Below are 13537 nucleotides of genomic sequence, written 5' to 3' on the forward strand. Positions count from 1 at the left end.
AGGGTGAGGGAGAATGGCAATTGCTAAATACCTAACCTAGACTCCTGATAACTGACCACTGATCTTAATCATCAATAAAAACTCACAACAAACGCTTGCATTATGACCCTTTCATTCAATACTCTGGGCTTATCTGAAGAACGCATCCATCAACTTGAAACATTAGGTTTTGATACACCAACAGAGATTCAATCTCAAGCCATTCCGGAACTGTTGGCGGGACGAGATGTGGTCGCTCAATCTCAAACGGGTACAGGGAAAACCGCTGCCTTTTCCCTGCCTATCTTAGAACAGATAGATCCCCATGTCCGAGGTGTACAAGCCCTGATTCTTGCGCCGACGCGGGAATTAGCGCAACAAGTCGCCGATGCGATTCGGGATTTCACGGGTACTCGTCGTGTCGGTATCCTCACCGTCTATGGGGGGCAATCCATTGATCGGCAAATTCGCATGTTGCAACGCGGTGTCCAAATGGTTGTAGGTACGCCAGGACGAGTGATCGATTTGTTAGATCGGGGAGATCTCAAATTAGATCAAGTCAAATGGGTGGTATTAGATGAAGCCGATGAAATGTTGAGCATGGGCTTTATCGATGATGTGAAGAAAATCCTCAAGCAAGCCCCCAGTGAACGCCAAACAGCCTGTTTTTCGGCAACAATGCCTGGGGCAATTCGGGATTTAATCAATAATTTCCTCAAATCTCCGGTGACGGTAACGGTTGAGCAACCTAAAGCTACCCCAGCACGGATTGAGCAGCGGGTTTATATGATCCCCCGTGGCTGCTCAAAAGCTAAAGCCCTACAGCCGATTCTGGCACTTGAAGACCCAGAAGCGGCATTAATTTTTGTGCGGACGCGGCGATCAGCAGCAGAACTGACCAGTCAGTTACAAGCTGCAGGTCATAGTGTTGATGAGTATCATGGCGACCTCAGCCAAAGTCAACGAGAGCGCTTATTGTACCGATTCCGCCAGAGTCAGGTGCGCTGGGTGGTGGCAACGGATATCGCCGCACGGGGTCTGGATGTGGATCATCTTACCCATGTGATTAATTACGATCTACCCGATCAGGTGGAAAGTTATATTCACCGGATTGGTCGTACCGGTCGTGCGGGTAAAACAGGAACAGCGATTTCCTTGATTCAACCCTTTGAACGGCGCAAACTGCACCAAATTGAACGAAAAGTCCGGCAGAACTTACAAGTGTCTCGGATTCCCACGCGATCGCAAATCGAAGCGCGGCGCTTGGAAAAACTGCAAGATCAGTTACGAGAGGCACTCGCCGGAGAACGTATGGCATCATTCCTGCCCATCGTGCGGGAGTTAAGCGAAGAATACGACCCCCACGCCATCGCCGCCGCCGCTTTGCAAATGGTCTATGACCACACGCAACCGGAGTTAGCTGCTGTCGAGGTTGAGTACAAGGTCGAACGTCCGAAAGTGATAAAGCGTGGTAATAAGAAATCCAAAGAATCGGTGACCCACAACCGTTCTCGGTAATTGATTAACTAGACACGGCAAGAAGTCTCCCGCTATACCCGTAGGGTATAGCGGCGAGATGATTAATTGCCCGTGAGGAAAAACTTGTTTTTTTTGTAAACTTATGCACTTCTTGCCTTGTGATCAATTACAAGATACCTTGTGATCAATTACAAGATATGTTATTGTTGAGATTATTGACTATAACTCTAGTTAGAAACCGCGAAAACCAAGCGGTAAAAGCACAATTGAGCCTTGGGAACCAGGGCGGCTGCGCGGGTTCTCCCTCTTGAGGAGATAAAGGTTGGATTCCAACCAGAAACGCTAAGTAAGACCAATACATCTTTTGGTGTGGTGGCATCGGCGAATGAGACGCGAAGCCAACATCATAATCTTTGATTTGATGTTGGTAGTTCACGTTCATCCCATGACTAAGAGGCGTGGGATGAATTTTTCATTTGTCATTCGTCCTCAGCATGGGGTTCAACTGTTCCCTACACCCTGCCTACTATTCAAATACCTTATCACTCCTTCAGCAGGGCGGGTTTAGTGACATCTGAGTGGCAAACAACGATAATAGTGAAACCCTCCCCTACAGATGTGCCATGGCACGTCTGGTTACTCAACGCTTTTTTCGGGTCATTTGTCATGACCAAAATTTAGTAAGAAATCACCCATGACTCTGTCTGCTACCAACACCCCTCAAACAAAAGAGACTTTTGCCCAGTCTTGTCAATGGTCAGGTCTAATTGAAACCTATCGGTCTTATTTACCCGTCACCGCCTCAACTCCAGTGGTGACTCTTTTGGAGGGAAATACACCTCTGATCCCCACTCCTGCCCTTTCTGAAGCGGTGGGTAAGGGAGTTAAGGTATTTGTCAAATATGATGGTCTTAACCCGACAGGTAGCTTTAAAGATCGAGGCATGACCATGGCGATTTCTAAGGCGAAGGAAGCTGGGGCGAAAGCAGTGATTTGTGCCAGTACAGGGAATACATCTGCCTCAGCGGCGGCTTACGCCAGTCGGGGGGATATGCAAGCTTTTGTGTTAATTCCGGATGGGTATGTAGCCCTGGGGAAGTTGGCGCAGGCATTGGTTTATGGGGCGCAGGTATTGGCAATTGAGGGAAATTTTGACGACTGTTTGCAGATTGTGCAGGAGTTAGCAGCAAATTATCCAGTAACGTTGGTTAACTCGGTCAATCCCTATCGGTTGGAAGGTCAAAAAACTGGCGCTTTTGAAATTGTCGATAATTTAGGGAATGCCCCGGATTGGCTGTGTATTCCGGTGGGAAATGCGGGGAATATTACGGCGTACTGGATGGGCTTTTGCCAGTATCATCAGAATGGGTTGTGCGATCGCTTACCTCGGATGATGGGATTCCAAGCGGCAGGGGCGTCGCCGTTGATCCTGGGTGAACCTGTGGCGCATCCGGAAACAATCGCCACCGCGATTCGGATTGGGAATCCGGCAAGTTGGGAGAAAGCTGTCGCGGTAAAACATGCCAGTCAGGGAGAATTTCATAGCGTTACCGATGAGGAAATTCTCGAAGCCTATCGCCTCTTAGCATCACAAGAAGGAATATTTTGCGAACCCGCTAGCGCCGCATCGGTGGCGGGGTTATTAAAAGTGAAAGATCAAGTTCCGACGGGAGCAACCGTGGTTTGTGTTTTGACGGGGAATGGGTTAAAAGATCCGGATACGGCTATTCAACACTGCAACAACCAGTTACAGCGAGGAATTAAGCCCACCACAACCGCCGTCGCTGAGGTGATGGGATTAAGTTCTTCAGGTTGGTGAAGTACAGTTTATCCAAGTGATTTTTTCGAGGGAGGAGAAGATTGAGAACCCAGTACCACGTCTCCAGGGCGAGGGGATGGAAAATCTCGGTGGGGTGTCCCTAAGACTACGTTTCCTATGGGATTTCCCGATAAATCTAGCTTTTGCAGGTCAGTTAGTTGAATAATACTTTTCGTTATATCTCTTATCTTATTGTTCCGCAAATCCAGCTTTTGCAGGTTAGTGAGTTGGGTAATACTTTCCGGTATCTCTCCTATCTGATTTCCCCTTAAATCCAGCGATTCCAAATTAGTAAGTTGGGCAATATATTCCGGAATCTTTCTTATTTGATTGTTCGATAAATACAGCAGTTCAAGATTTGCCAGGTTGCCAATACTTTCCGGTATCTCTCTTATCCGATTTCTCCTTAAATCCAGCGATGTCAGGTTAGTGAGTTGGGCAATACTGTTCGGTATCTCTGTTATCTGATTATTCGATAAAGATAGCCATTGTAGGTTAGTGAGTTGGGTAATACTTTCCGGTATCTCTGTTATCGGATTATTCGATAAAGACAGCCATTTTAGGTTAGTGAGTTGGGTAATACTTTCCGGTATCTCTGTTATCGGATTGTTTGATAAGTACAGAAATTTTAGGTGAGTGAGTTGGGTAATCCATTCCGGTATCTCTGTTATCTGATTGTTCGATAAATACAGCTCTTCCAGATTATTTAGTTGGACAACAATTTCCGGTATTTCTGTAATGCCTTTATTTGATAAATCTAGTTCTATTATCTGATTATTCGCTAAATTCAGCCTTTCTTGGCTAGTGAGTTGGATAATACATCCCGGTATTTCTCTTATCGGATTATTCGATAAATCCAGCCATTGCAGGTTAGTGAGTTGGATAATACTTTCCGGTATCTCTGTTATCTGATTATTCGATAAATCCAGCCATTGCAGGTGAGTGAGTTGGGTAATACTTTCTGGTATCTCTCTTATCTGATTATTCGATAAATACAGCTCTTCTAGACTAGTTACTTGGGCAATACTTTCCGGTATCTCTGTGATCTGATTATTCGACAAATACAGCGTTTGCAGGTTAATCAGTTGGGTAATACTTTCTGGTATTTTTGTTATCTGATTATTCGACAAATACAGCGATTTAACGTTAGTGATTCTGGCAATATTTTCCGGTATCTCTCTTATCTGATTTCTCCTTAAATCCAGGCGTCGCAGGTTGGTTATTTGAAGAATTTCGTCAGGAATTTTTGTGATACCTTTATTCGATAAATCTAATTCTGTTATCTGATTATTCGCTAAATTCAGCCTCCCTCGGCTAGTGAGGTGAACCAGGCATTCTGGTATCTCTGTTATCTGATTATTCGATACATCCAGCCATTGCAGGTTAGGGAGTTGGGTAATATGTTCTGGTATCTCTCTTATCTGATTATCCGATACATCCAGTTCTTCCAGATTAGTGAGTTGGGCAAGATATTCCGGTATCTCTTTTATCTGATTATTCGATATATCTAGCCATTGCAGATTAGTGAGTTGGGCAAGATATTCTGGTATTTCTGTTATCTGATTATTTGATATATCCAGCCATTGCAGATTAGTGAGTTGGGCAAGATATTCTGGTATTTCTGTTATCTGATTATTTGATATATCCAGCCATTGCAGATTAGTGAGTTGACCAAGATATTCTGGTATTTCTGTTATCTGATTATTTGATAAATACAGCGTTTTCAAATTAGAGAGTTGGCGAATATACGGCGGTATCTCTCTTATCTGATTATCTGATAAATACAGCGTTTGCAAGTTAGGGAGTTGGCGAATATACGGCGGTATCTCTCTTATCTGATTATTTGATACATCCAGATATTCCAGGTTAGGGAGTTGGCGAATATACTGCGGTATCTCTCTTATCTGATTATTTGATACATCCAGCCATTGCAGGTTAGGGAATTTAGCAATATTCTCCGGTATCTCGGTTATCTGATTTTTCGATAAATCTAGATATCTCAGGGTAGTTAATCTGGTAATTTCGTCGCGAATTTTTGTAATACCTTTCTCTGATAAATCTAGTTGCCATACTCCCTCTTGGGTAGCTTGAGCAATGATTTTGACTAATTCAGCACGAGTGATTCTGATTTTTGTATCACTCGATACTTTTTTGGGTTCAGTCACTTGTTTATTAGTCATTCTGCTATAACCTCAGTCTTACCCGTGAAACCACGGTTTTATATCTGCCTAAAATTAGATAATACTCCCTAGAGCCTCTCTTTTGCTAGAGTGTTAAATAAACCTCTTAACGCTCTTTATGGTCATTTAGAACAGGTTTATAATATGTAACAAACATCTAGGTATTTCCAGAAAAGTCAAGGGACTAAATCCCCCACTCCTGGCAAAATATAGTGGGGACGATAGGCAAAATGGATTAAATCCTCTTGGCGTGTGACTCCAGACAACACCAACACCGTCTCGATTTCTGACTCAATCCCGGCAATAATATCAGTATCCATGCGATCGCCAATGATGGCTGTATCCTCGCGACGACAGCCCAACTGCTTCAGAGCATGGCGCATCATTAAGGGATTCGGCTTCCCGACAAAATAGGCTTTCGCCCCCGTCGCCAGTTCCAACGGTGCAATTAACGCCCCTGTCGCGGGGACAATTCCTTTCTCACTCGGTCCTGTTAAGTCGGGATTTGTGCCAATTAGTTTTGCTCCTTTAATCATCAACTGCACCGCATGTTCTAATTTCTCAAAGCTATAACTGCGCGTCTCGCCCACCACCACATAATCTGGGTTGGTATCATTCATCGAAAACCCAGCATTATACAGCGCATTTGTCAACCCCGCTTCCCCAATCACAAAGGCACTTCCTCCGGGACATTGTTGAGCCAAAAATGCAGCCGTCGCCAAGGCGCTAGTGTAGAAATGTTCTTCGGGGACTTCGACGCCCAACCGCTTCAACTTCTCCCGCAACTCCCTAGGCGATCGCTCGCTACTATTGGTGAGGAACAGAAATAGTTTTCCCGACGCCTTCAACCAGTCCAAAAATGCCTCCACTCCTGGCAGTAAGCGGTTGCCGTGGTAAATCACGCCATCCATATCACAGATAAATGCCTGTTTGCCGCGTAGCTCATTCATCTACTACAAGTCTTAAAAATCCTGGACTCGATATCACCCCGTCAACCTAAAAACTAAAGATGGTTCGCATCAATCCCACCCAAAGGGTATCATTATTTGCATTATGTTCAGGATTGGTAATCATCACCAAGCCGGGAGTGACAAAAATTCGATCACTCAGGGGATAAATATAGGATAATTCAAAATGTAACGAGGTATCCTGATCTTCTCGCTCAACAATATCATTATGGGTCACTTTCGGCGGCATCCCCACCACAAAATTTAATTGACTGCCTAATTTCCCCACATCCAGCACAGCCAGTGTAATTGCCCAACTCCAGATCTCGGCATCGGCGCCGGATGAACCACTCAAACCACTCACAATCGGTGAAGCTTCTGCATGTGCCTGAAAGTAGCTCAGCCAACCACCGAGAATCATCTGATCGTTTAACTTGTAGGTTGATTGTAAGCCCAAAGCGTTGGAAGAAGTAGCGGTACTTCCACCAAAAGGTAACTGAGCCAATTGACTGCCCTTAGACGCCGTTATATTAACCGTTGAACCCGGTTCAGGGGCATAATAACGACCATAGGTTAACGCCATGCTAAACTCGTCTGATGGGGTAAACGTTACCTGACCTAAAGCGGTATATTGACCCTGGAAAAGTCCCTCATCTGGATTACTACCCGACGTGGTTAAATAGGTTACCCCAGCCGCAAGTTCATCGGTAAATTGGTAGTAGGCTACGGTTCCTGCACCAAAGGCAAAGGAGTAAATCGGGCTTTCAGCACCAAAATTTGAAATAGAAGAAACCGGATTCAGCGCCGGAAAAATCCGAGTCGGAAAATCAGCCGCTGGCGTGATCGCCACGATTCCGCGATCGCCGAGGGGGTATTCGTAAAATAGGGTGCCGATGATCACATCATTGCCCGTATTCACCGCACCAATCAGACGAGTCATATCGGTTCCCGTCACGCTACTGCCCAAATTATTCCCATTCCCGGCGAGAATCCCGGTTCGCAATCGATCTCTACCCGTAAAGCTAGTATCCAAACTCAGACTGACAAGGGATGAGAGGGTGAGGGTGTCATCCAAGTCTTCTGAGGGATTTTCGCCCCCAGGAACCGCTTGGCGATCGCCAAACGCCCCCGCTATATTAAAATTGACACCACCGCGTAGAATTGTTGTCGTACTGAATGTCTGATCCTCAAGACGCACAACTGCTGCATCTAGGATATCTAGTTCCGTGATTACTGTCTCTAATTCTGTCGCAAAATCGGCTTGTAACCGTTGCAGAGTGGCTAAGTCTTCTTGGTTAATCCTATTGGCGTTGGCGTCAGCAATTAACCCCTCCATCCGGGTCAAACAAAGGTTAAGTGTCGCCGCAAATTCATAACGGGTTAACGCCCGATTACCCTCAAAGGTTTGGTCGGTTGAACCTCTTAAACAACGGTATTTTTCCACCAAACTACGCAGTGCCTCATAGGCCCAATCCCTAGGACTCACATCGCGCAATTCACTCACCGACGTGATTTGAGCCAGGGGGGAATCCGGTTGGCTATCGTCTTCAAAGGGCAATTCAAGTGTTGAGGGTGTCGGCGGATCAGCGAAGGGCAGATCAATCGGCTCGGCTTGTGCTGAAACTGGGGATATAATTAGGAGATTATAACCCAGTAGGGCTGATATTACTGCCAATAGCGCACTCTGTTTGTTCATAATTTTTCCTTTAGTCCTCCTCATCCCCAACCCAAGTTTTTTATCTGACGTTTCACTGCCTATTTTTGACCCTTCGCGACTATCTAGGTAAACCGGGCGCGTATTCCTGCATCACCTTCCAGGGAACTTGGCGTTTGTGTAGGGGCGGGTTTTACGACTATCTTTTTTGTTGCACCCAGATGTAGCTCGCGCCCGCCCCGAATTTCCCCGTTTCCCCGGTTTTTTCCCCGGAAAAGCCAGGTTTTTAATAGGGGCGAACCTTCAATTCTGTATTTACCGTTTCGATCACCTTTTGAGCGACATCTTCGGGAATTCTCGTGTATTCTAGCTCTTGATTAAACTCTTGTCCCCGCGTCATGATCCATCTCAACAAGTCTTGAGTGTCTTGGACAAGGGTTTGATTCGGATATCTTTTATAAATAAGTAGCCAGGTTAAACTGACTAACGGATAACCATCCTCTGGATCATTAATATTCTCCGTAGTAAAATCCGGGTTAAACGTGACATTTTCCAGAGCTTTCTTGGTTTCTGCCAACGTCGGTTTAACATAACGTCCCGCTTGATTTTCCAGCAGAGCCACAGGCAGATTATTCCTCTGAGCAACACCCGCTTGAACATACCCAATTGCCCCATCAATGCGCCGCACCTCTGCCGCCACGCCACTATCCTGGGGACGCGCCGCGAAAATATCAAATCCCCAATCGGGTTCTCGGCTGGCTTCTATCTTCCCCCCACTAATTTTATTTAAGTATTTCGTCAAGACAAAGGTAGCACCGCTACTGTCCGAGCGAACAATCACTTGAATTTCTTTATTCGGAAAGCGGGGATTTACCTGTTTCCAATTACCAATTTGACCCGTGAAAATCTTGGCAAGTTGTTCGCGAGAGAGTTTAATATTCGTGGGGACATCTTGAAGATTATAAACAATAGCCACAGCCCCTCCCCCAGTCGGCACCATCAGCAATCCATCTTCCACTTGATTTTCCTCAATGGGAGTCGGAATTAACGTGGTTGCCCCAAAGTCTACGGCTCGCTCCATAAATTTGCGAATCCCACCGCCACTGCCAATGGCTGTGTATTCAATACTGTTGCCGGTTTCCTTTTCGTATTCGACGCTATAGCGTTGGTAAAGGGGTTGAGGAAACGAAGCCCCAAACCCTTTAAGAACTTGAGCAGAAACAGAAATTGTCGTGAAAGGAATAGTCGTTGCGGTTAATGCCACAGCTAGAACTTTCGACCAATTCGTGAATGTAAACGTCTTCATAAATCTCTGGCGTCGTGCTGAACAGTTTCTCACCGAAGTCGGTTGATATAACTCAACCCAACTCTATTAAATTCTGTAAATACTCCTCAAATCCTTAGCAATGACAAATGACAAAGGACAAATGACGATCCCCAGTCTTTAACTTTAATTTTTTCCACCAACTTAGGAACGCTGTAGTTGATGAATAGTGATTTGCTTCGTATCAGCCGAAATTTCAAACCAGAAATCATTATCCAGAACAATTTCATAGACAAATTCCCCGAGACGGGTACTGCGCCACGTACTGACAATGGAGGCGTTTGGTTCCCACCGTTTTAGCGCTTTGATCACATCTTCCGGAACCGCACTGCGCTCAATTTCTTCGTCCACCTCAACAATTTGTCCATTGGGAGTCGCATCAGCCCAGAATTCAAAGCCTTGCTGGTTTTGACCTCTTAATTCATAAACAATAGACCCATCCGGCTTCATTTCAATGTTTGCCGCTGTGGGTTCAGCACCTGTCACTGTTCGCACCGCCGCCATAACTGGAAGGGGTACGTCCTCAAGAGCTATTTCTCGTTCGATTCCGCCAAAGGTTTGGGCGAGCAAAATAGTTTGGGGATTAGGGATAGATTGAGCCTTTGCTTCACCCAGATTCATGGAGGAGGTAAGAATAGCAATTCCTGTCGCTATCACGATTCTATACTTAGTCGTTGTACTGAAAATCATTAAATTTTTCGTTTTCTCTTTTTCTTTCAATCTTTAGTAAATACACAACGGAGATCATTTTGTCAAGTCATAAGTCTCTTAAAGAAAGTTTTAGCCTTGATATATTCACAATAAATTTCATTTGTCAATAAAGCGGCTCTAATGACAAATGAAATTCCTCTAAGACCTGGTTGATCCATGTTCTGGATTGAAGCAGGGCTTTTTAATCATCATTGTCTTAACCGCAGTGCGGCTTGATACTCTCAGATTACAGAAAATTGGCTATCTTGGACTAGATGTTTACAGACCAGGAAAGGTTGAGGTTTTTTGCCATGAGGGAATTTAGAACCCTGTTTGCCAATATGGGTTAACGCTGACTACCCTAGACGTACCACTGAGCAAGCGTTTTTGAGGCAAACGACTCTCTAAGACGAGTGCCACAACTGCACCACTCAATCGGGCTTGCACTCGATCCTAATTCAGCTTGATTCTAATCCCAAACAGTAAAACTGTAGTTGTGGTGTCAGGGTGCTGTCAGAATGTCTGGGGAGTAAACCTGTCTTTGATGATCAAATAGCCTTCGTTAAAGCCATCCACAATAATACACACTTGAGATCGACCTATGGAAACTCGCAAACGGATTGGTCTACTCACCAGTGGCGGTGACTGTCCCGGATTAAACGCGGTCATTCGCGCTGCCGTTAGACATGCTACTCTGAGTTATGATTGGGAAGTTTTAGGTATTCCCTACGCCACCCAAGGTTTATTGGAAGGCAAATCAGTCTCACTGAATGTTCACGGTCTTGACAATCGCGGAATTGACCCACTCCTGAGTACTGGTGGTACTATCCTCGGTTCAATTAACAAAGGGGATACCGAGGCTCAAGCCGATCAGATTATCGCTGGTTATCAGAAATTAGGTCTAGACGCCCTGATTGTCATTGGTGGCGACGGGAGTCTGGCGATTATGAACCAGCTTGCCCATCAAGGGGGTATGAATATCGTGGGAGTCCCCAAGACGATTGATAATGATGTGGCTTTCACGAATCTAGCCGTTGGTTTCGATACGGCGGTTAATACCATTGTTGATGCCTTATCTCGTCTCTCTTACACGGCGGCTAGTCACGATCGCGTCATGGTAGTTGAGGTGATGGGGCGCGAAGCCGGACATTTAGCCCTAAATGCAGGCATTGCTGGCGGTGCTGATGTAATCCTGATTCCGGAAATTCCCTATTCCATTAGTGGTGTTTGTAAGCATATCACCGACCTGCGCGATCGCTGGAATCGCCGCTTTGCGATCGTTGTTGTGGCTGAGGGGGCAAAAACCCTTGAGGGTCAAGAACGATACTACACAGACGCCCTAGGTGAGATCCGATTACGGGGTATCGGAGATTATGTGGCTGACCAGATTTCTCACTGTAGCGGGAACACGATTGAAGCACGAGTAACCGTTTTAGGTCACGTTCAACGGGGTGGTGCGCCCTCTGCTTTAGATCGCTTACTTGCCACCTCCTTTGGCAAAACGGCTGTAGACTTAATTGCCAAAGATGACTATCAAAAAATGGTCGCTTGGCAAAATGGAATAGTCGTCAGCATTCCCATTGATGATGTGACTAGCAAAAGTCCGATTTTAGTTGATCGCCATCACCCCCTAGTGGAAACAGCTAGAGCCCTCGACACCTACATTGGAGAGTTTTAGGTAACGACGAAGGACGGCGGTAAGACAAACTCTGGCGCATTTTTACATGAGGATGAACTTATCCCAAAAAACTACCGCCGTCCCCCAACAAACCCCATAAAAATAAATTATGAATTATGCATTATGCATCTGAATTCTCTTTCCCCTATCCCACGTTTATTTCCGCCACTGTCACAATCGATATTTGGCAAAAGTTCAGCCCCAAAACATTAATATTTATTACATTAACTTTTTTTACGCAAATGCACAAAGAAGAAACCCGTCGAGAAATTGCCAAGCAACTTCTGGATGTGTTAGATGAGTAAACAATTAGTCGGAAAACGGGGTGCAGTTGGAAGAAGTGCGACAGTTCAAAATCGATGAATTAAATGATGAATAATAATTGGGTTTGTATGTAGTAAGGGCTTGACGCTGAGATTGTGTTGGGTAAGAAGCATCAACCTAACTTACTGGTGTGGGTTGAAAAATTGAATTACACCCCATTGTCCATTTATTAACCACTGCGGATCATCTTGATTCAATCTCTCAATCTGATCAGGTTGCAATCCGGCGGCGAGTTCAGCTTTGAACGTGCGTAGGGCGGTTAATGGTGCGGGAAAATAGCAAACAATGTCTTCCCAAGGCGTGGTATAATCCCATTGGCGATCGCCTAGTAAGCGGCGATAATTGGCATCCCCTTTGATCATCACAAGTTGGGATTGATTCAATTCATCACGCCATCGTTCTGGCATTTCCCAAAAGGCGAGGGGGGCTGTCCAATAGGAATCCTCGCAGCAGATGATGTCACCGTTGTCAATATAATTTTTGAGACGTTTTCCTAGAGATTGTACGTCTTGATTGCTATGTTTACACAGAACGTTGATGGTGTGGTGAACATCCTTAATCATGGCATCAGAAACAAATATCGGATGAGGCTTCAAATGCAAGTAAATCGGTTGAGCGATTCCACTGTTTACTAAAAAGTCAGCTAAACACAAATCACAGAACAACTCAAACCCAGCATTATCCACAATTAAATCGAGCCGCATTCCCTTAAGGTGAGCAATGTGAGCGGCAAGTTGGGGTGTATGATCAACTAACAAATTTGCCTGTTCGCGATAGGCTTCAATATTCATCCGCTGACTTTCCCCAGCGTCAGTGGGGAACAGGCTTAAGTCGATGCGATTTCCCCAAAGAGCAAAATAAAATAGGGCGATTAAATCGATGCGCTTCCATTTCCCTTGAGAATCAACAAAGGTGTTAATTTTGCCACTCATTGTCTCAATGGCGGACATTACCTTTGCTAAACTGCTGTGTTTTTGCGGTTCAAAGGGATCGACTCGGTGCCATTTTCCCGGTTGAAAGTAGTGGGTGGCTTCTAAGATGCGACGGTAGAGATAGACTTCTGCGGGATACCAGGGGATATCAATCCAGCGCTTTCCCTGGTAGGGTGCTATATAGGTATTCCAAGCCTCTAAATCGGGTTGAGTTTCACAGACGAGCGATCGCACGATTCCATAAGGCAATTCCTGACGCAGATTCTCTAGACTCTGAGTAATCGAGGCGGGATAATTGTTAGATGCGATCGCACGTTCAATAATCGTCACCCAGCGTTGCGTCAATGTCTGGTGAGCAAAGGAACCCTCCTGTGACATCATCAGGGGTGGAGGGATAGGGATACAGGGTTTAGTGGGGGACATAATTGTGCGATCGCTAATTACTCTGCTTGTGCTGTAGGGAACGAAGCCGCGAGGCTAACCAGCCTAACCAGGCTACGTGCGGCTCCCCTCTCTAAATTACCGGAGAAA

At 45.4% G+C, this 13537-nt stretch carries 10 protein-coding genes; 4 read left to right on the plus strand and 6 right to left on the minus strand.

Annotated elements, in window-relative coordinates; translation table 11 throughout:
- Positions 1-102: 102 nt before the first annotated feature.
- Positions 103-1497: a DEAD/DEAH box helicase gene (locus RIM23_RS28975; protein WP_446371725.1), complete on the plus strand. Its 1395-nt coding sequence runs from the start codon at positions 103-105 to the stop codon at positions 1495-1497.
- A 655-nt stretch (positions 1498-2152) separates the two neighbouring features.
- Positions 2153-3277: a threonine synthase gene (gene thrC, locus RIM23_RS28980; RefSeq protein ID WP_446371727.1), complete on the plus strand. Its 1125-nt coding sequence runs from the start codon at positions 2153-2155 to the stop codon at positions 3275-3277.
- An 8-nt stretch (positions 3278-3285) separates the two neighbouring features.
- Here thrC and RIM23_RS28985 read toward each other — a convergent pair whose 3' ends face one another.
- The 5 genes from RIM23_RS28985 to RIM23_RS29005 form a co-directional block, all read right to left on the minus strand.
- Positions 3286-5457 carry a leucine-rich repeat protein gene (locus RIM23_RS28985; protein ID WP_446371729.1) on the minus strand — a complete coding sequence of 724 codons (2172 nt, stop codon included), beginning with the start codon at positions 5455-5457 and terminating at the stop codon, positions 3286-3288.
- Positions 5458-5633: 176 nt separating this feature from the next.
- Positions 5634-6407 (minus strand): HAD-IIA family hydrolase, encoded by a 774-nt coding sequence (locus RIM23_RS28990; RefSeq protein WP_446371731.1) that lies wholly within the window; start codon positions 6405-6407, stop codon positions 5634-5636.
- Between the two features lie 46 nt (positions 6408-6453).
- The gene (locus tag RIM23_RS28995) at positions 6454-8100 is read right to left on the minus strand and encodes an iron uptake porin (RefSeq protein ID WP_446371733.1); all 1647 of its coding nucleotides are present in this window, start codon (positions 8098-8100) and stop codon (positions 6454-6456) included.
- Between the two features lie 244 nt (positions 8101-8344).
- Complete coding sequence (gene pstS, locus RIM23_RS29000; RefSeq protein ID WP_446359355.1) at positions 8345-9364, minus strand: phosphate ABC transporter substrate-binding protein PstS; 1020 nt, start codon at positions 9362-9364, stop codon at positions 8345-8347.
- Between the two features lie 162 nt (positions 9365-9526).
- Positions 9527-10072 (minus strand): hypothetical protein, encoded by a 546-nt coding sequence (locus RIM23_RS29005; RefSeq protein ID WP_446359356.1) that lies wholly within the window; start codon positions 10070-10072, stop codon positions 9527-9529.
- 601 nt (positions 10073-10673) lie between these two features.
- Between RIM23_RS29005 and RIM23_RS29010 the strand changes: the two genes are divergently transcribed.
- On the plus strand, positions 10674-11750 hold the full coding sequence (locus tag RIM23_RS29010; RefSeq protein WP_446371735.1) for an ATP-dependent 6-phosphofructokinase: 1077 nt from the start codon (positions 10674-10676) through the stop codon (positions 11748-11750).
- 116 nt (positions 11751-11866) lie between these two features.
- On the plus strand, positions 11867-12055 hold the full coding sequence (locus tag RIM23_RS29015) for a hypothetical protein (RefSeq protein ID WP_446371737.1): 189 nt from the start codon (positions 11867-11869) through the stop codon (positions 12053-12055).
- A 141-nt stretch (positions 12056-12196) separates the two neighbouring features.
- Here the strand turns inward: RIM23_RS29015 and RIM23_RS29020 are convergent, their stop codons facing one another.
- Positions 12197-13429, minus strand: coding sequence for a damage-control phosphatase ARMT1 family protein (locus tag RIM23_RS29020; RefSeq protein ID WP_446371739.1), 1233 nt, complete (start codon positions 13427-13429; stop codon positions 12197-12199).
- Positions 13430-13537 lie beyond the last annotated feature (108 nt).

It is taken from the genome of Coleofasciculus sp. G3-WIS-01, from assembly GCF_040223135.1.
Lineage (GTDB): Bacteria > Cyanobacteriota > Cyanobacteriia > Cyanobacteriales > Coleofasciculaceae > Coleofasciculus.

Coding starts and splice junctions, on each gene's coding strand:
- RIM23_RS29010 (WP_446371735.1), top strand. CDS start 10,674: ATGGAAACTCGCAAACGGATTGGTCTACTCACCAGTGGCGGTGACTGT.
- RIM23_RS28985 (WP_446371729.1), bottom strand. CDS start 5,457: ATGACTAATAAACAAGTGACTGAACCCAAAAAAGTATCGAGTGATACA.
- RIM23_RS29020 (WP_446371739.1), bottom strand. CDS start 13,429: ATGTCCCCCACTAAACCCTGTATCCCTATCCCTCCACCCCTGATGATG.
- RIM23_RS29005 (WP_446359356.1), bottom strand. CDS start 10,072: ATGATTTTCAGTACAACGACTAAGTATAGAATCGTGATAGCGACAGGA.
- RIM23_RS28995 (WP_446371733.1), bottom strand. CDS start 8,100: ATGAACAAACAGAGTGCGCTATTGGCAGTAATATCAGCCCTACTGGGT.
- RIM23_RS29015 (WP_446371737.1), top strand. CDS start 11,867: ATGCATTATGCATCTGAATTCTCTTTCCCCTATCCCACGTTTATTTCC.
- RIM23_RS28990 (WP_446371731.1), bottom strand. CDS start 6,407: ATGAATGAGCTACGCGGCAAACAGGCATTTATCTGTGATATGGATGGC.
- RIM23_RS28975 (WP_446371725.1), top strand. CDS start 103: ATGACCCTTTCATTCAATACTCTGGGCTTATCTGAAGAACGCATCCAT.
- thrC (WP_446371727.1), top strand. CDS start 2,153: ATGACTCTGTCTGCTACCAACACCCCTCAAACAAAAGAGACTTTTGCC.
- pstS (WP_446359355.1), bottom strand. CDS start 9,364: ATGAAGACGTTTACATTCACGAATTGGTCGAAAGTTCTAGCTGTGGCA.